15 protein-coding genes are annotated in these 17,714 nt (G+C 65.6%); 13 read left to right on the plus strand and 2 right to left on the minus strand.

All coding sequences use genetic code 11. From position 1 onward, the window contains the following. The first annotated feature begins 47 nt into the window (after positions 1–47). Positions 48–866 (plus strand): shikimate 5-dehydrogenase, encoded by an 819-nt coding sequence (locus AC1D14_RS00100; protein WP_290369751.1) that lies wholly within the window; start codon positions 48–50, stop codon positions 864–866. Between the two features lie 28 nt (positions 867–894). On the opposite strand, the gene AC1D14_RS00105 is transcribed toward AC1D14_RS00100, so the two are convergent. Then, entirely contained in the window at positions 895–2,133 is a 1,239-nt protein-coding gene (locus AC1D14_RS00105) for a THUMP-like domain-containing protein (RefSeq protein ID WP_230118624.1), read from the minus strand. 53 nt (positions 2,134–2,186) lie between these two features. Here AC1D14_RS00105 and AC1D14_RS00110 point away from each other — a divergent pair, with 53 nt between their 5' ends. The 4 genes from AC1D14_RS00110 to AC1D14_RS00125 all read left to right on the plus strand — a co-directional run bounded on the left by AC1D14_RS00110 (position 2,187) and on the right by AC1D14_RS00125 (position 5,759). Next, positions 2,187–2,588, plus strand: coding sequence for a hypothetical protein (locus AC1D14_RS00110; protein WP_230118625.1), 402 nt, complete (start codon positions 2,187–2,189; stop codon positions 2,586–2,588). A 219-nt stretch (positions 2,589–2,807) separates the two neighbouring features. Next, on the plus strand, positions 2,808–3,104 hold the full coding sequence (gene groES, locus AC1D14_RS00115) for a co-chaperone GroES (RefSeq protein WP_230118626.1): 297 nt from the start codon (positions 2,808–2,810) through the stop codon (positions 3,102–3,104). A gap of 76 nt (positions 3,105–3,180) precedes the next feature. Next, positions 3,181–4,791 carry a chaperonin GroEL gene (gene groL, locus AC1D14_RS00120; RefSeq protein ID WP_230118627.1) on the plus strand — a complete coding sequence of 537 codons (1,611 nt, stop codon included), beginning with the start codon at positions 3,181–3,183 and terminating at the stop codon, positions 4,789–4,791. A gap of 269 nt (positions 4,792–5,060) precedes the next feature. After that, positions 5,061–5,759: a hypothetical protein gene (locus AC1D14_RS00125; protein ID WP_230118628.1), complete on the plus strand. Its 699-nt coding sequence runs from the start codon at positions 5,061–5,063 to the stop codon at positions 5,757–5,759. A gap of 14 nt (positions 5,760–5,773) precedes the next feature. Here the strand turns inward: AC1D14_RS00125 and AC1D14_RS00130 are convergent, their stop codons facing one another. Further along, positions 5,774–6,742, minus strand: a complete 969-nt coding sequence (locus AC1D14_RS00130) for a DUF389 domain-containing protein (protein WP_476967914.1) — start codon at positions 6,740–6,742, stop codon at positions 5,774–5,776. Positions 6,743–6,904: 162 nt separating this feature from the next. Between AC1D14_RS00130 and AC1D14_RS00135 the strand changes: the two genes are divergently transcribed. The 8 genes from AC1D14_RS00135 (at position 6,905) to AC1D14_RS00170 (ending at position 17,692) form a co-directional block, all read left to right on the plus strand. After that, on the plus strand, positions 6,905–8,938 hold the full coding sequence (locus AC1D14_RS00135) for an acyltransferase family protein (RefSeq protein WP_230118685.1): 2,034 nt from the start codon (positions 6,905–6,907) through the stop codon (positions 8,936–8,938). A 190-nt stretch (positions 8,939–9,128) separates the two neighbouring features. Continuing rightward, a complete protein-coding gene (gene guaB / locus AC1D14_RS00140) occupies positions 9,129–10,640 on the plus strand; it encodes an IMP dehydrogenase (RefSeq protein ID WP_230118630.1) in 1,512 nt (503 codons plus the stop codon). A gap of 63 nt (positions 10,641–10,703) precedes the next feature. Beyond that, positions 10,704–12,539, plus strand: coding sequence for an ABC transporter ATP-binding protein (locus AC1D14_RS00145; protein WP_230118631.1), 1,836 nt, complete (start codon positions 10,704–10,706; stop codon positions 12,537–12,539). 220 nt (positions 12,540–12,759) lie between these two features. Beyond that, positions 12,760–13,896: a GuaB3 family IMP dehydrogenase-related protein gene (locus AC1D14_RS00150; protein ID WP_230118632.1), complete on the plus strand. Its 1,137-nt coding sequence runs from the start codon at positions 12,760–12,762 to the stop codon at positions 13,894–13,896. Positions 13,897–13,985: 89 nt separating this feature from the next. Next, positions 13,986–15,737: a glycerol-3-phosphate dehydrogenase/oxidase gene (locus tag AC1D14_RS00155; RefSeq protein WP_230118633.1), complete on the plus strand. Its 1,752-nt coding sequence runs from the start codon at positions 13,986–13,988 to the stop codon at positions 15,735–15,737. Positions 15,738–15,789: 52 nt separating this feature from the next. Further along, on the plus strand, positions 15,790–16,278 hold the full coding sequence (locus tag AC1D14_RS00160; protein WP_230118634.1) for a PTS sugar transporter subunit IIA: 489 nt from the start codon (positions 15,790–15,792) through the stop codon (positions 16,276–16,278). 59 nt (positions 16,279–16,337) lie between these two features. Next, the gene (locus tag AC1D14_RS00165) at positions 16,338–17,186 is read left to right on the plus strand and encodes an SURF1 family protein (protein WP_230118635.1); all 849 of its coding nucleotides are present in this window, start codon (positions 16,338–16,340) and stop codon (positions 17,184–17,186) included. Continuing rightward, entirely contained in the window at positions 17,183–17,692 is a 510-nt protein-coding gene (locus AC1D14_RS00170) for a DUF3817 domain-containing protein (RefSeq protein ID WP_230118636.1), read from the plus strand. Before AC1D14_RS00165 ends, AC1D14_RS00170 begins: the two co-directional genes overlap by 4 nt. Positions 17,693–17,714 lie beyond the last annotated feature (22 nt).

The raw sequence follows: 17,714 nt of genomic DNA on the forward strand, positions 1-17,714 counted from the left end.
CGGCCTGCCGGGGGTGGCAGCCGGCAGCATGCCCGTTTAATGGAGGGGTGCCGATTCTGAATAAAGACATGACCCTGTGCATCTCGCTCTCGGCCCGGCCGAGCAACAACGGGACCCGCTTCCATAACTACCTGTACGACCAGCTCGGACTGAACTGGATCTACAAAGCGTTCGCGCCCACCGACCTGGCCCAGGCGATCGCGGGCGTCCGCGGCCTCGGCATCCGGGGCTGCGCCGTCTCCATGCCGTACAAGGAAGACGTGATCGCCCTCGTCGACGCCATGGACCCGTCAGCCAAGGCCATCGATTCGGTGAACACCATCGTCAACGACGGCGGCCGCCTCACCGCCTACAACACCGACTACACCGCGATCGAGCAGCTGCTGGAACGCAACGCGGTGCCCGCGGAATCCTCGGTGCTGCTCAAGGGCGCCGGCGGAATGGCCAAGGCCACCGCGGCGGCACTGCGGGACGCCGGCTTCAAGGACGTCACCATCATCGCCCGGAACGAGACCGCCGGCCGGGCGCTCGCCGGTCTCTACGGATTCCAGTGGAGCGCCGAGCTCGGCGGCGCCACGGCGGACCTGGTCATCAACGTCACGCCGGTCGGCATGGCCGGTGGCCCTGAGGCCGGCTCGCTGTCCTTCCCCGTCGAAGCCGTCGAGGCCGCCAAGGTGGTGTTCGATGTCGTGGCCCTGCCGGCAGAGACGCCTCTTATCAAGGCGGCGCGGGCGGCCGGCAAACAGGTCATCACCGGCGCGGAAGTGGCCACCATCCAGGCGCTGGAACAGTTCGTGCTGTATACCGGCATCCGCCCCACCGACGAGCAGGTGCGGGACGCCGAAGCGTTCGTGCGCGCGCAGTAGCGAACGCTTGGTAGGGCCCTGGAAGGGCTTAGCCCGGCTGGACCGGCTCCACGGAGACGGTCACTCGGTCCTCACCGATCCTGGTGAGGACCAGGGTGGCCGTCTTTTTTCCTGCTTTTTTCCCGCTGCCCTTCCCCGCCGGGAGGAGCTGCTTCCGGAGCTCCTCCGGAGTGACGGACGTGCCGCGCTTCTTGATGTCCAGCACGCCGATGCCGTTCTGCTTCACCCAGGCTTTGAGTCCCTTCACGCTGTACGGCATGACCTCCAGGACTTTGTAGGCGCGGGCGAAGGGGGTGTCCACCAGAGCCGGGGCACAAATGTAGGCAATATGTTCATCCACGAGGTGTCCGCCCAGCTGCAGGGCCAGGTCCGCCACGAGGCCGGCGCGGATCACGGCGCCGTCAGGTTCGTAGAGATAGCCCTCCACGGGCCCCACAGGAGCCGCCGGGCCGCCGCCGAAATCCTCCGCGCTGGTGAGTTCCGCCGCCCCCTGCGGTCCGAGCAGCAGCGCCGCCCGCCGCACCCCGGCCCGGGCCACCGCATTGAACCAGAGCGAGACCTCGGTGACGTCGCCGCCCACCGAGACCCACTGCGCCTCGCAGCCGGCCGGCACGGAGTCGTGCGGCATGCCGGGGCCCATCTTGACACCCACTGCGAGCCCTGATGCGGCGAGCGACTCGACGAAGGACAGCGGAGGCGAAAAGGCCTCAGGGTCCCAGATCCTCTTAGTCCCGGATGTGGATGTAGTGCGCCGCGCCGGATCCAGCCAGACGCCGTCCGCGTCACCGAGGGAAACCGACGTCGCGTCCGAATGCACCACCGTGGCGTGCGGAAACGGGATGAGGTTGATGGTGGCGCACGCGGCGGTGGTCTCATCGACCTCCACGGCAGTCACGGCGATGTCCAGCGACGCCAGCGCCATGGAATCCGCGCCCAGGCCGCAGCCGAGATCGGCAACGTGCCGCACGCCCGCCTGGGCGAAGCGCTGGGCATGCCTGGCCGCCACGTTGAGCCGGGTGGCCTGCTCGAGGCCCGCCTGCGTGAACAGCATCTGGCGGGCGAACTCGCCAAACTTTCCTTCCGCCCTGGTCCGCAGCCGGGACTGGGTGAGTACTGCGGACACGAGGTCGGGGGAGTGCCCCGCCTTGCGGAGGCTTGAGTTGAGCGCAAAGGACTGGTCCTCGCGGTACGGACCCAGCGAGGCCAGCAGCTGCCATCCTTCTTCGGTGAGGAGCTGTGCGATCTGGTCCTGCGGTGCGTCAGACATGCAATCAAGCCTAGTGGAGTGCCCGCCGGCCGCTTGCCGATAGGGTGGTCTGAATGGAACCAAGCGCAACGCCCAGCCCCGATCAGCCTGACCGCAGCCGCACCGGCCTGGCCCGGTTTTCGCATCTGGCCCGGTACGCGCGCACCGCGCTGATCGCCGGCGCCGCCGTCGCCGTCGTCTGCCTCGTGCTCCTGGTGATCATCTTCCTGCTGGACTCCTTCAACGCCACCGTCTATTCGGTGGGCGGCAAGGACATCAACGACGCGACCGACGAGGCGCGCCAGATCCGGGAGCTGTACTCGGGGGTCCGCATCGGCGGCGTTGTCATCCTCATCGTCTCGGCGCTCACGGCCGCCGCCTCCGCCGTCATTCTCGTCCGCCAGCGCAAGAACGCGCCGGACGGCGACGACGACGGCGGCGAAGACGTGGGGTTCGACGCCCTCACCGACCGCTGACGGCAGCGCACCGGCTGTTCACCGCGGACGAAATTCTGGCACTCACCTTGACCGAGTGCTAACCACTTACATAGAGTCGTCATTAGCACTCTCCCTAGGAGGGTGCTAACACATGAAGAACTGCCAGCCTGGCTGCTGCCGGCACCGCGACGACGGTCTGCCGCCAAGGCGCAACAGTTTTACTGTCCATGAATTTGCTGACGAAAAGGAGAGGTCCGAGTGTCGGTCTCTATTAAGCCTCTTGAGGATCGTATTGTTGTCCGCCCGCTCGAAGCCGAGCAGACCACGGCTTCCGGCCTGGTCATCCCGGACTCCGCACAGGAAAAGCCGCAGGAAGGCGAAGTTGTTGCAGTAGGCCCCGGCCGCTTTGACGACAACGGCAACCGCGTTCCGGTCGACGTAGCCATCGGCGACGTCGTTATCTACTCCAAGTACGGCGGAACTGAAGTCAAGACCGGCGGCGAAGAGTACCTCGTGCTGTCTGCCCGCGACGTTCTGGCGATCGTCGTAAAGTAACTCTTTGAATCCCCGTGCCGCTGATCTGGTCTGACCGATCGGCAGCACGGGGTTTCTGTCTTGAAAGGACAAAACCATGGCAAAGCAGCTTGCGTTTAACGACGCTGCCCGCCGGTCGCTTGAAGCCGGCATCGACAAGCTCGCCAACACGGTCAAGGTGACACTTGGTCCCCGCGGCCGCAACGTCGTGCTGGACAAGAAGTGGGGCGCCCCCACGATCACCAATGACGGCGTGACCATCGCCCGGGAAATCGAGCTGGATGACCCGTACGAAAACCTTGGCGCGCAGCTGGCCAAGGAAGTAGCCACCAAGACCAACGACGTCGCCGGCGACGGAACCACCACCGCCACCGTGCTGGCACAGGCCCTGGTCAAGGAAGGCCTGCGCAACGTTGCTGCCGGCGCCGCGCCGGGCCAGATCAAGCGCGGCATCGAGGTCGCGGTTGAAGCCGTTGCCGCACGCCTCCTCGAGAACGCCCGTCCTGTTGAAGGCACCCAGGTTGCCAGCGTGGCAGCCATCTCCGCCCAGAGCGACGAGATCGGCGAGCTCCTGGCCGAGGCATTCGGCAAGGTCGGCAAGGATGGTGTGATCACCATCGAGGAGTCCTCCACCACGCAGACCGAGCTGGTCCTCACCGAGGGCATGCAGTTCGACAAGGGCTACCTGTCCCCGTACTTCGTCACCGACGCTGAACGCCAGGAAGCCGTCCTCGAGGACGCCCTCATCCTCATCAACCAGGGCAAGATCTCCGCCGTCCAGGAATTCCTGCCGCTGCTGGAAAAGGCGCTGGAGAGCTCCAAGCCGCTGTTCATCATTGCTGAGGACATCGACGGCGAGGCCCTCTCCACGCTGATCGTCAACCGCATCCGCGGCACCCTGAACGTCGTTGCCGTCAAGGCACCGGGCTTCGGTGACCGCCGCAAGGCCATGCTGCAGGACATCGCCACGCTCACCGGTGCGCAGGTTGTCTCCCAGGAACTGGGCCTGAGCCTGGATTCCGTCGGCCTCGAGGTGCTGGGTACCGCCCGGCGCATCACGGTCACCAAGGACAACACCACCATCGTTGACGGTGCCGGCTCCGCCGAGGATGTTGCAGCACGCGTTGCCCAGCTGCGCGCCGAGCTGACCCGCACCGACTCCGACTGGGACCGGGAAAAGCTCCAGGAACGCCTGGCCAAGCTTTCCGGCGGCATCGGCGTGATCAAGGTCGGCGCAGCCACCGAGGTCGAGCTGAAGGAGAAGAAGCACCGCATCGAGGACGCAGTGTCCTCCACCCGCGCTGCCCTCGAAGAAGGCATCGTGGCGGGCGGCGGTTCGGCTCTCATCCACGCACTGAAGGCACTCGATGAGGACCCGTCTGTTACGGCCCTCCAGGGCGACGCAGCTGCAGCTGTGGGCATCGTCCGCCGCGCACTGGTCCAGCCGCTGCGCTGGATTGCCCAGAACGCCGGTTTCGACGGATACGTCGTCACGGCCAAGGTTGCCGAGCTGGAGAACAACAACGGCTTCAACGCCAAGTCCGGCGAGTACGAGGACCTGATCGCGGCGGGCGTCATCGACCCCGTCAAGGTCACCCGTGCAGCCCTGCGCAACGCGGCTTCCATTGCCGCGCTGGTTCTCACCACCGAGACCCTCGTGGTGGAGAAGCCGGCCGACGAAGACCAGCACGCAGGCCACAGCCACTAGGCTGCAGCCCCGCGAACAGCGGTCCCGCTCACCGCGGTAGTGCCAAGAAAGGGCCGGTCCAGCAGCAGCTGGGCCGGCCCTTGTCGATGGCGAACATTGCACCATCGACAACCCCCTTTCGCCGACCTGGGGACGCGCTCGGACGGAAGCTTCACAGTCACGGTTCAGGAGAACCCAGCCCTAGTGCAGTCTTGCCCGGAGTTGTAGGCTCTGATCAATCGCGCCGGCCGGGGCGAATTGAGGAATCGATCACCACATCCGCGCTCGTCATGGCAGCCGCGATAAGCCTGAGTGGCTGCGGCGGCTCCAACCAGGCAGGCACCTCCGCACCGCCCGCGAACACGTCCTCGTCAGGCCCGGCCCTGACTCCGGCGGCCAAGGCCTACACCAACGACGAACTCACCTCAATCGTCGCCGGGCTCAAGGATGCTCAGGGGCAGCCCCTGACTGTTGTCCCGGCAGCGCAAATCGATCAGCGGCTGATAGCAGCCCGGGAACTGCTCAAAACCGCGGTCATCACCCCAAAGGTTTGCGGCGTGCTGGCCGACAACAACAGCCAGGTACCCGACGGCAGCACCTACGCGGCAGGCGCAAGCCTGGCAGCGAAGGCCAAAACGGCAACGGTCGTGACCGTTTTCGCTGTCAAGGACCCTGCGGTGATGACGACGCAGTTTGAGAAGAGCGCGGTGGCGCTCCAAGAGTGCTCCAAGTTCACGATCGAATTGAAGGGGCAGAAAATCACCAGTGACATGAAGCCGCTTGAGGCGGCTGTGAAGGTCGATAAGTCCACCAGCGCTCTGACCATCCAGACCCTTCCCAACGGACAGAAACAGGCCTTGGTCACCGTCACCGGAATCAAGGGAACCCTGGCTGCCACGGTGGCGAAAACCGGTCCCGTCGGAGCGGTCACTGCCGCGTCCGCACCCGAACTGGCCAAGCTCGTGAACGCTGCCCTCGACGCAGGCTGACGATCGGATCGTGCCTAGCGTTGTGACCGCAGGGCCTGGCGCCGCAGCCGTGCCGCCGTGCCGTCGGGCAGCCGCTTCGTGGCCAGGCGGTAGAAATACAGGACGGCGACGGCGGCTGCCACGATGCCGCCCGGGTTTACCAGGAGCTGCAGGGCAGAGCCCGCCGCCTTGGGGAATTCACCGAGGACGAGGGCGACGGCAACATACCCTGCGGCCGGAACCGTTGTGACTGAAATGAAGACGCCGATTAAGGCGGCTGAACGCCGGCTGATCACCGACAGCATTCCGGCCGCGCCCGCAAGTACTGCCACGATCAGGGAGAACGGCCCCGGATGATAGATGAACTCGGCGGCCGAAGCGTTGTCCAGAGCATCCCGGGAAAACAGCCCGAGAGGCAGGGCCAGCCACGTGACCAGAGCCGTGGTGAGCATGGCCGCCGGGAACCCGACGGCCAGGGCAAGGGCAGCCCGCCGGCCCAGCCGCCACTTGCGCCGGACCAGTGCAACGGCCAGGGCGGCAAGCGGGCCGAACTCCGGCCCCACGGCCATAGCGCCCACAATCGCGATGGTGGAGTCCGTCACAATACCAATCGCCGCGAGCAGCGTGGCGAGCACCAGAAACGCAAGATAGCTCCAGCTGAGCCGGGAGTCTTCGCCGGTCTGTCTGGCGACTTCGTCCCAGACCACGGAATCGGCGCCTTCGCCGGGGGCGGTTTCCTCGGCCTTGTCTGCCCGGTCCGAAAGGACCAGTTCCGGGGTTGAAACAGCGATGGACCCTGCTTCCTGGACATTCAGGGCCTGGAGTTTCTCCATCAGCTCCTCGACCGCCTCCCTTGCAATGTGGACCACGATGACATCCCCGGGCGGGAGCAAGGAGGCGCCGCGGTGCAGGGCAACTTCGGCCGCACCGGGCTGCTGCCTGCAACTGTCGGCCACGAGCTTCGACAGCCCGGCCGGCACGCAAACACGCATCTGTACGATCACCGCGCACTCCTTTCGCCTGCTGCAAGACTAGCCACGCCGGGGCCGTCGTTTGGCCCAGAAGATCACGAAACGGTAACATGGATGTTTTTGTGCCGCGGCTTTGAGGGGTTGTTTGTGTCAGTAGCGAGAACGACGGACCAGCAGGGCCAGGATTCGGGCCAGCTGCCGAGGGCTGCCCAGGTCAAGGCAAAACCGGGCTACCGCCCCGAGGTCCAGGGGCTCCGAGCCCTCGCCGTGCTCATGGTGGTCACCTACCATGTCTGGCTTGGACGTGTCTCCGGCGGCGTGGACATCTTCCTGCTGATCTCCGCCTTCCTGCTCACGCTGTCCTTCGTGCGAAAAGTGGAAAGCGGCAAACCGCTGCGGCTGGTGAGCCACTGGCTGCACCTCTTTAAGCGTTTGATTCCCGCCGCCGTCGTGGTGATCCTCGGCGTCCTTGCGGGCACTTGGCTGGTCATCCCGCAGAGCCGCTGGCCCGACGTCCTCAATGAAGCTTGGGCGTCCCTGCTGTACCGGCAGAACTGGCTGCTGGCGGATACCGCGGTGGACTACTACGCCCAGAACCACGCAGGCGCCAGCCCGCTGCAGCACTTCTGGTCCCTGTCCATCCAGGGCCAGGTGTTCATCCTGTGGCCGCTCATCTTCGCCGCCTCCGCCCTCGTGTGGCGGCTCCTCAAGAGCCGGCGGAACGTCAGCTACCGGCTCGTCGTGCTGGTGGCTTTCACCGGCATCTTCATTGCCTCCCTCATCTTCTCGATCGACCAGACAGCCACAAACCAGGCCTACGCCTACTTCGACACGAGGACCAGGCTCTGGGAGTTCGCGCTGGGCTCCCTGCTGGCTCTGTCCCTGCCCTACCTGAAACCCGGAAAGATCCTCCGCGTCGTGCTTGGCTGGGGCGGTCTCGTGGGGATGATCTCCTGCGGCCTGATCCTGACGGTGGACAGGTCCTTTCCGGGCTTCATCGCGCTGTGGCCCACCCTGTCCGCCGCTGCCATCATCGTGGCCGGCCAGAGCGGCAGCCGGTTTGGCGTGGACCGGGTCCTGAGCTCAAAGCCCCTCGTTGCCCTCGGGGACAACTCCTACGCCCTGTACCTCTGGCACTGGCCCGTCCTGGTACTTGCCCTGGCCGGCACCGGCATCGAAAAGCCCAACCTCGTCCAGGGCCTCGCCGTCGTCGGCGCCTCCGTTGTGCTGGCTGTGCTGACTACCCGTTTCGTGGAAAAGCCGCTGCGGGAATGGCACTGGCCGCAACTGCGGGCCTGGCGCACCGCCGTCGTCATCGTTGCCTGCGGTGCCCTGCTGGCCGGACCGGTGGCCCTCTGGCAGACGAGGCTGACGGCGGACGAGGCGGCCGCCGCCGCCCAGCCCCGCGAACTGACCCCCGGCGCTGCGGCGCTGGCACCGGAAAACGCCGGCAAGCCCACGCCGGAAGCCACCGTCATTCCGGCGCCCGCGGCCATGAAGAACGAATGGGCGGACATCGACGGCCTGTGCACGGACCAGAATGTTCCCAGCGATCCGCTGCTGGCGGGATGCCTGCAGAACAGCAGGCCGGACGTGGTGAAGAAACGGATCGTCGTGCTGGGTGATTCGCACGCCCAGCAGTACATGGCCGCGCTGGGACCCATCGCCAAGGAGCACGGCTGGGAGGTCGTTACCCTCCTGAAAGGCAACTGCCGCTTCGGAGCCGAAACGCCCGACCGTGACGCCGAGTGCAACGCCTTCAACAAGGCCAGCGCTGCCTACGTGATGGAACACAAGCCGGATGCCGTGTTCACCGTGGCCTCCCTGACCCACAAGGAAGCGCCCTTCGAAACCGAAGTGCCGGGATACCTGGCCGGCATCAAGCCTTTCACGGACGCCGGCATGGACGTGGTGGGCATCCGCGACAACCCCCGTTTCGCCGTCAACATGCCCGAATGCGTGCAGAAGTACGGTGCCGAGGCGCCAGAGTGCAACGCCCCGCTGGGCGAGTCGCTCGCCGCGTCATCGCCGCTGGACGCCTACCGCGGCAAGGTGAAGGGCCTGCACCTGATGGACATGAGCGACTTCATCTGCGCCGACGGCATCTGCCCGGCCGTCGTCGGCAACGTGTACGTCTACAAGGACGACAACCACCTCACTAAAACGTACGTGCAGTCAATGATTCCCATGTTTGAAAAGCGGCTGCTCGCCACCACCGGCTGGAGATAGCGGCACTGTGGCACCGGCGGCCGCCGCCGCCGAGTGCCATTGCTCACAATGCCGTCCCGGAATATGGGGATCGCCGCCGAGGTTCTAGAATTTATTCAACACTTCTGCACAGGCCAGTCCCGTAATGACGGGCTGGTCATTAGCTGCAACCCCTACCCGTGAACCCATAACCAAGGTAAGAGGCGCACTCATGACCCAGCCCGAACACAACCCCTTCGGCTTCATTGGCCTGACGTATGACGACGTCCTGCTGCTTCCCGGCCACACGGACGTCATCCCGTCCGACGCCGACACCTCCTCCCGGATCTCCAAGCGGATCACGGTCCAGACCCCGCTGCTGTCCGCCGCGATGGACACCGTCACGGAATCCCGGATGGCCATCGCCATGGCACGCCAGGGCGGCCTCGGCGTGGTGCACCGCAACCTCTCCATCGATGACCAGGCCGACCAGGTGGACCGCGTGAAGCGCAGCGAGTCCGGGATGATCACCAACCCGCTGACCATCCGCCCCGAGGCCACGCTGGAGGAACTCGACGAGCTGTGTGCGCAGTACCGGGTTTCCGGGCTTCCGGTGGTCGACGACGGCAACCGCCTCCTCGGCATTGTCACCAACCGCGACACCCGCTTCGTGCCGGAATCGGACTTCCCGATCCGCCTGGTCAGCGACGTCATGACCAAGATGCCGCTGGTCACCGGCCACGTCGGAATCAGCCGCGACGAGGCCTCGCACAAGCTGGCCACCAACAAGATCGAGAAGCTGCCGCTCGTGGACGAGCAGGGCCGGCTCAGGGGGCTCATCACCACCAAGGACTTCACCAAGGCCGAGCAGTACCCGCTCGCCACGAAGGACGACGAAGGCCGGCTTCGCGTCGGCGCCGCCATCGGCTTCTTCGGTGACGGCTGGGAACGCGCCATGAAGCTCGTGGACGCGGGCGTGGACGCCCTCTTCGTGGACACCGCCAACGGGCACTCCCAAGGCGTGCTGGACATGATCCGCCGCCTGAAGTCGGACCCCGTGGCCGCGCACGTGGACATCATTGGCGGCCAGGCGGCCACCCGTGAAGGCGCGCAGGCCCTCATCGACGCCGGCGCAGACGGCATCAAGGTGGGCGTGGGCCCGGGCTCCATCTGCACCACCCGCGTGGTGGCCGGCGTGGGCGTTCCCCAGATCACCGCCATCTACGAGTCCGCCAAGGCAGCCATCCCGGCCGGCGTTCCGCTGATCGCCGACGGCGGCCTCCAGTACTCGGGCGACATCGGCAAGGCGCTGGTCGCCGGCGCCGACACGGTGATGCTCGGCTCGCTGCTGGCCGGCTGCGACGAGTCCCCGGGCGAGCTGATCTTCGTCAACGGCAAGCAGTTCAAGAGCTACCGCGGCATGGGCTCCCTGGGCGCAATGCAGTCGCGCGGCAAGAACACGTCCTATTCCAAGGACCGCTACTTCCAGGCCGATGTTTCCGGTGACGACAAGCTCATCCCGGAGGGCATCGAAGGCCGCGTGGCCTACCGCGGCCCGCTGGCTTCCGTGGCCTACCAGCTTGTGGGCGGCCTCCGCCAGACCATGTTCTACGTGGGCTCCCCGACCATTCCCGAGCTGAAGTCCCGCGGCAAGTTCGTGCGGATCACCCCGGCCGGCCTGAAGGAATCCCACCCGCACGACATCCAGATGACGGTCGAGGCGCCCAACTACGGTTCCCGCTGACCTACCGCCGCCGGTTGGGCCCCCAGCTCAACCGGCGGAGCTCTGCCGGACTAGGCTGAAGCTATGTCCGAGCTCCTCCCCGCCCGCCAGCCCCGGCGCAAGCTCGCGCTAAGGCCCTATGCCCGCGCCGTGGCGCAGGTGCTGCGGGTCAGTTTCCGGGCCTCGCCGGCGGCCGTGGTCATGAAGGTCGCGGGCTCGCTGATCTCGGCGCTGCTGCCCCTCGTAACCACCTACTTCGCGGCATTGACCACCACGGCATTGGCGGCGGCCTACTCCGGGGATACCGCGGCGGGCCAGCAGGCGATCGTCTACGTCATTGTCACCGCCGCACTGGGACTCTTCTGGGGCGGCTTCAGCAGCGTGGACCGCTACATCCAGCAGCTCATGAGCTTCAAGGTGGGCGCCATCGTGGGTGACCTCATGTACGAGCGGTTCCTCGCCCTGGAATTCTGGCGGTACGACGACAAAGAAACGGTGGACCTCTACGACCGGGCCAAGAGGTTCTCCGATTCCTATGCCAGGGTGCTGGACCGGATTGCCGCAATCTTCACGCAGCTGGTCTCCGTGCTCCTGGCCATTGGTGCCCTCCTGCTGGTCAGCTGGTGGATCGCCGTGATCGTCCTGGTCGCCATCGTGCCCAGCGTGTACCTGCAGTTTAAACTCTCCCGTGAACAGATTGCGCACTGGAATACCCAGGTGGACTCCCGCCGGCAGCGCCGGATGATCGAGACCAACCTCCTGCGCCCGCAGCACATCGCCGAAATGCGCCTGTACGGGATCGTGGGCTACCTCATGGGCCTCCGCTCGCGTCTGCGCGACGCGGACGAGCGCCGCAGGCTCGACTTCCAGAAGCGCTACATCCCCAAGCAGCTCGCAGCGGACGCCCTGCAGTACGGTGCGGAAGTTGTGTCCCTGATCTGGGTGGTGGGCCAGATCATCGCGCGCGCCCAGCCCGTGGGCCAGTTCCTGTATGTGCAGCAGATCGTCAGCCGTGCGCTGTCGACCGCCAACAACCTCGTGTCCTCCCTGAGCTCCATCGACGAGGACCTCGCCAACCTCAAGGACTACGAACTGTTCATGGCGCTGCCGGTGCACTCCGACCATTCGCCGCCGGTGCTGTCCGCACCGAAAATGGTTGAACTGCGCGATCTCCGGTTCACCTACACCGGAAGCGACCTCGAAGTTATCAAGGGCATCTCGATGACCATCCGGGAGGGGCAGCACGTGGCCATCGTGGGGGAGAACGGCGCGGGCAAGTCCACCCTGATCCGCATCCTCGCCGGACTCTACCGCCCCGATTCGGGGCAGGTACTGCTCGACGGCGTCGACCTCGCCGCGGTCGACGTCACCTCCTGGCACCGCCACCTGGCAGTGCTCAGCCAGGAATTCCTGAAATACGAGTTCGCCACGGCGGCGGAAAACATCTTCTTCGGAGACGTCGATTCGGCCCGCGACGACCGCAGGATCAGCCGGGCTGCGGGGGACGCCGAAGCGCTGGACTTCATCAACCGGCTTCCCAACGGCCTGGACAACCACGTCAGCAACTGGATGGAGGATCCGCGGGGACGGAAGGGCAGCGGCCTCTCCGGCGGCCAGTGGCAGCGGCTGGCCATGGCCCGGAACTTCTACCGGAACGCATCCTTCATGGTGATGGACGAGCCCACGTCGGCCATCGACGCCCTTGCCGAACACCGCATCTTCACCCGGCTCTTCGCCGACCGCAGCAGCACCATCATCGCCATCAGCCACCGGCTGGCCACCATCGAGAAGGCGGACGTCGTCTACATGCTGGAGGACGGCCGGATCGTGGAACAGGGAACCCACAAGGAGCTCGTGGCCCTGCGCGGCCGCTACTTCAGGATGTTCGAGTCCCAGCTGAGCGTAGATGAAGGAGTCTGACGGCTTCGGGCACAGAGGTAGCCCGAAGTCGGGTGGGGTGACAGGCGGCTTTTCCGCTTACCAGCGGGTAACCGAGCGCAAACCTAAAGCTATTTTCACATCATGTAAATGGTTGACAGTATGTGTCAAAAGCGTGTGAATTGTCGGTTATTCTTTGTCTTGGATTCGCCCTCGACGGGCGTCATCCGTCACTACCTGCAGGGTCAAGTAAAGTGGTCACGTGACTTACGAGATTGAGATTGGCCGTGGCAAGCGTGGGCGTCGTGCCTACTCCCTGGATGACATCGCGATCGTCCCCAACCGTCGCACGCGTGACCCCAAGGACGTTTCCGTCTCGTGGCAGATCGATGCCTACCAGTTCGACATGCCGGTCATCGCGGCGCCGATGGACTCCGCCATGTCGCCGGCGACGGCAATCTCGCTGGGGCGGCTCGGCGGTCTCGGCGTCCTTGACCTGGAAGGCCTCTGGACCCGTTATGAGGACCCCCAGTCGGTCCTGGACCAGATCGCTGCCCTCGAAGACGAAACCAACAGCCCCGCCGTCACCCGCAGGATGCAGGAGCTCTACCAGGCACCCATTCAGCCCGAGCTGATCACCTCCCGGCTGGCCGAAATCCGGGCTGCCGGCGTCACAGTGGCCGGCTCCCTGACGCCCCAGCGCACGCAGGAACACTACAAAACCGTGGTGGCTGCCGGCGTCGACATCTTTATCATCCGCGGAACTACCGTGTCCGCCGAGCATGTCTCAAAAGACCACGAGCCGCTGAACCTCAAGCAGTTCATCTATGAACTCGACGTGCCGGTGATCGTGGGCGGCGCTGCCGGCTACACCCCCGCACTGCACCTGATGCGGACAGGCGCTGCCGGCGTCCTGGTCGGGTTTGGCGGCGGGGCCACCACCACCACGCGCCGCGCGCTGGGCATCCATTCGCCCATGGCGTCGGCCATTTCCGACGTCGCCGCCGCCCGCCGGGACTACATGGACGAGTCCGGCGGACGGTACGCCCATGTCATTGCCGACGGCGGCATGGGCGCCTCGGGCGACATCGTCAAGGCGATCGCCATGGGCGCTGACGCCGTCATGCTTGGCAGTGCGCTGGCCCGGGCGGAAGAGGCACCGGGCAAGGGCTGGCACTGGGGCCAGGAGGCCCACCACCTGGAGTCCCCCCGCGGCGACAGGGTCAACGTCGGCACGGTGGGACCGCTCAAGGAGGTCCTCTTCGGGCCGGGCCACCACACCAACGGCACCTCCAACCTGATTGGCGCACTGCGCCGCTCCATGGCCACCACCGGCTATTCGGACCTTAAGGAGTTCCAGCGGGTCGACGTCGTGGTGTCGCCGTACGCCGGCAACTGACGCTTCCGCCTTCCTCCCGTGCCCTGCCCATCGGCAGAGGTAAGAAGTACTCTTTGAACTACGACGTTCGATGAGGATGGAGGCGTATCATGATCAGTTTTGCTGGTGGTTCGGCCGTGCCCAAGGGCGCCCTGGGACCGGAGGCGAGGGAAGCCTCCCTCGCCGCGCTCAAGGCCACCACGGAGCCGGGCAAGGAGCTTGACATCCTCATCGTCGGCGGCGGAATCGTGGGCTGTGGTGCTGCGCTCGACGCCATCACCAGGGGACTGAGTGTCGGCATAGTGGAAGCAAGCGACTGGGCGGCCGGCACCTCTTCCCGTTCCTCCAAGCTCATCCACGGCGGACTCCGCTACCTGGAGATGCTGGACTTCGGGCTGGTCAAGGAGGCGCTGCAGGAACGCGGCCTGCTTCTCTCGGAGCTGGCGCCGCACCTCGCGCGGCCGGTCCCGTTTCTCTATCCGCTGCACAAGCCGTTTTTTGAGCGGCCCTACATCGGGGCGGGCATCGCGCTGTACGACCTCATGTCCATCTCCGGCGGCCACAAGCGCGGGGTTCCGTTCCATAAGCACCTGACGCGGCGCGGCACCCTGCGGGCGGCGCCCAGCCTGAAGGACGATGCCTTCGTTGGATCCATCCGGTACTACGACGGGCAGGTGGACGATGCCAAGTACGTGGCCAACCTCGTCCGTACCGCCGCCCACTACGGGGCCCACGCCGTCAACCAGATGGCGGTGGTGGATTTCCTCCGGGAGGGGGAACGCGTGGTGGGTGCCAAGGTGGTCAACCACGAGGACGGGTCCGCCTTCAAAATCAGGGCCAAGCAGGTCATCAATGCCACCGGGGTCTGGACGGACGAGACACAGGCCATGGTCACGGACCGCGGCCAGCTCAAGGTCCGCGCCTCCAAAGGCATCCACCTCGTGGTGCCCAGGGACCGGTTCCAATCAACCGTCGGCCTCATTTTGCGGACCGAGAAGTCCGTACTGTTCGTCATTCCCTGGGGCCGGCACTGGATCATTGGAACCACTGACACTGACTGGCACCTGGACAAGGCCCATCCGGCGGCATCCAGCAAGGACATCGACTACCTGCTGGAACACGTGAACAAGGTCCTCAAGAGGCCCCTTACCCGGGAGGACGTCGAGGGCGTGTACGCCGGTCTCCGCCCGCTGCTGGCGGGGGAGAATGACTCCACCGCCAAGCTGTCCCGCGAGCACGTGGTGGCCCATCCGGTGCCTGGGCTCGTCGTGGTGGCCGGGGGCAAGTGGACCACGTACCGGGTCATGGCCAAGGACGCCGTGGACGAAGCCACCCGGAGCATGGACGAACGCGTGCCCCCGAGCTGCACGGAAACAATCCCGCTCCTGGGCGCCAGCGGATTCAAAGCAGCCTGGAACCGCCGCAACCGGACGGCGGAGGAGAGCGGCGTGCACGTGGCCCGCGTGGAGCACCTGCTCAACCGCTACGGGTCCATGACGTCCGAAGTGCTGGCCCTTATCCGCGAGAACCCTGAGCTTGCAGAGCCCCTGCCCGGGGCAGACGACTACCTGCAGGCCGAGGCCGTCTACGCGGCAACCCACGAAGGCGCCCGTCATGTGCACGACGTCCTGACCCGTCGAACCCGCATTTCCATCGAATCGTGGGACCGCGGTGTGTCGGCCGTACCGGTAGTCGCTAAGCTTATGGGAGAAATTCTTGGCTGGAGCGATGCGCAGCGGGAAAGCGAAATCAAGCATTACCTGGCGCGGGTGGAGGCCGAAAGGCTCAGTCAGCAGCAGCCGGACGACGAGTCCGCAGACGCTGCTCGCCTGGGCGTGGAGGACATCGTCCCGCTGCGCTGAGATCGCAATCCGCCGCGGAAGAGGCGCTCGGCCTCACTGAAGGGACACCACTTTGGCGGAACCACTGGACCGTTACGATGCGGAGCTCACCACACCGGAAATGGTGATTCTGGAGATGGACGCAACGGACAAACTGGATGCATCGATGCAGCTTGCCCGCAAGCTGTACGACGCCGGCCGCATCTCCGACCTCGACGGCTTCCTGAAGCACGTCAACGCGCGGGAGCACCAGCTGGCTACCGGGTTGCCCGGGGGAGTGGGACTGCCTCACGCCCGCAGCGAATTTGTGTCACGGACCTCCATCGCCGTGGGCATCACCAAGTACGGGAAAGCCCTCGACTTCGGCGCTGCCGACGGCCCGGCAACCGTGGTGCTCCTGATCGCCACTCCCGCGAGCTCCTTCTCGGACCACCTCGAGGTGCTGGCCACCCTCGCCAGGTCCTTGTCCAAGGAATCCTTCCGTGAGTCCCTGCGCCGGGCGTATGACGCCGAAGTGATCGCGGAACTGATCAACTCGAGCCTGGTCTTCTTCGACCACTGAAACCTGTGGAACCACCAGCCGTTTCGTTGTTCTACACGCGGACGAAGTACGGTTAAGGGGTGTGGAAAACAGCCCTCAAGCCCCGGTGGATCGCAGGCCTCGTTTTTGCGATCGTCCTTTCCGGTGTGTTTGTGCTGCTCAGCCAGTGGCAGTTCGGCAGGTCCACGACGCCCGAGGTGCCGGTCAATCCGACCACCGAGGAAGTCAAGGACCTCACCGGCACGCTGAAACCCGGCGAATTCTTCCGCGGTTCGGTGGCCGACCAGATGGTCACCGCCACCGGCACCTATGATCCCGCCAAGCAGGTCCTCGTTCCGGGCCGACTTAAGGGCGGCAAGACCGGATACTGGGTGGTTGCGGCCTTCGCCGTCACCGACGCCCCGGTGCTCAAGGGCACGGCAGCGTCCCCGAAAACCTGGATACCGGTGGCGCGCGGATGGATTGCCGATCCCGCGGAAGCGGGCGCCCCGCCGTCGGGCACCATCCGGCTGACCGGGCGGCTCCTGCCGTCCGAGGCGCCGGTGCCCAATATTGCCCCCGCACCGGGTCAGGCCTCCGCGGTGTCGGTCGCGGAACTGATCAACGTCTGGAACGTCAGCAGCTACCCGGCTTTCGTTTCCGCCACTGCCGAGCTTTCCGGAACGTCCGACGTCGGTGCTGCCGGCGCCGCCGGCGGCCTCGAGCCGCTCAGCATTGGCGCCCAGCCCCCGCCGGCAAAGATCAATTGGCTCAATCTTTTTTATTCCGTGGAATGGATTGTCTTCGCCGGTTTCGCCCTCTTCATCTGGTGGCGGCTGGTCAAGGACGACCACCAGCGGCGCCTTGAGGACGAGCTTGATGACCAGCACGAACAGTCCCAAGGCGGACAGACCCATCACGACCAGACCCAACAAAAGGTACAGCCATGATTGAACCCAAGCCTGCCATCCAGCCGCAGCCATCGAATTCAGCGGGCGCGGGGGCGAAGAAGCGACGTTTCGGCGGCACGCAGGCGCAGATCCGTTCTGCCCTGAAGTTCTACAAGGTCATGGCCTACCTCACCGGTGCCATGCTGCTGCTGCTCTGCTCGGAACTGGTGGCCCGCTACGCCTTCGGCCAGTACCTGTTCGCGGGCGGAACGGACGCAGTGACCGGCGAGCCGTTCGGGTTCGGGTTTGCGGACGCGGAGCCCAAGGGTGTGCTCGGCGGCGTCAACGTATCGGTGACGGTGCTGATTGTTCACGGCTGGATGTACGTGGTGTACCTCATGTCCAACTTCCGGCTCTGGACGCTCATGCGCTGGCCGTTCGCCAAGATGGTCCTGCTGGCGCTCGGCGGGGTGGTCCCTTTCCTGTCCTTCATCGTGGAGAAGAAGTTCCACGCCGAGGTGGAGGCCGAACTCGCCGCCAACCCGGAGGCGGCAAGCCGCTACTAGGCTGCCGTTGACGTTTCGTGCG

This window comes from Arthrobacter sp. P1_B11 (genome assembly GCF_056406715.1).

Coding starts and splice junctions, on each gene's coding strand:
- AC1D14_RS00105 (WP_230118624.1), bottom strand. CDS start 2,133: ATGTCTGACGCACCGCAGGACCAGATCGCACAGCTCCTCACCGAAGAA.
- AC1D14_RS00110 (WP_230118625.1), top strand. CDS start 2,187: ATGGAACCAAGCGCAACGCCCAGCCCCGATCAGCCTGACCGCAGCCGC.
- groL (WP_230118627.1), top strand. CDS start 3,181: ATGGCAAAGCAGCTTGCGTTTAACGACGCTGCCCGCCGGTCGCTTGAA.
- AC1D14_RS00125 (WP_230118628.1), top strand. CDS start 5,061: ATGGCAGCCGCGATAAGCCTGAGTGGCTGCGGCGGCTCCAACCAGGCA.
- guaB (WP_230118630.1), top strand. CDS start 9,129: ATGACCCAGCCCGAACACAACCCCTTCGGCTTCATTGGCCTGACGTAT.
- AC1D14_RS00145 (WP_230118631.1), top strand. CDS start 10,704: ATGTCCGAGCTCCTCCCCGCCCGCCAGCCCCGGCGCAAGCTCGCGCTA.
- AC1D14_RS00155 (WP_230118633.1), top strand. CDS start 13,986: ATGATCAGTTTTGCTGGTGGTTCGGCCGTGCCCAAGGGCGCCCTGGGA.
- AC1D14_RS00170 (WP_230118636.1), top strand. CDS start 17,183: ATGATTGAACCCAAGCCTGCCATCCAGCCGCAGCCATCGAATTCAGCG.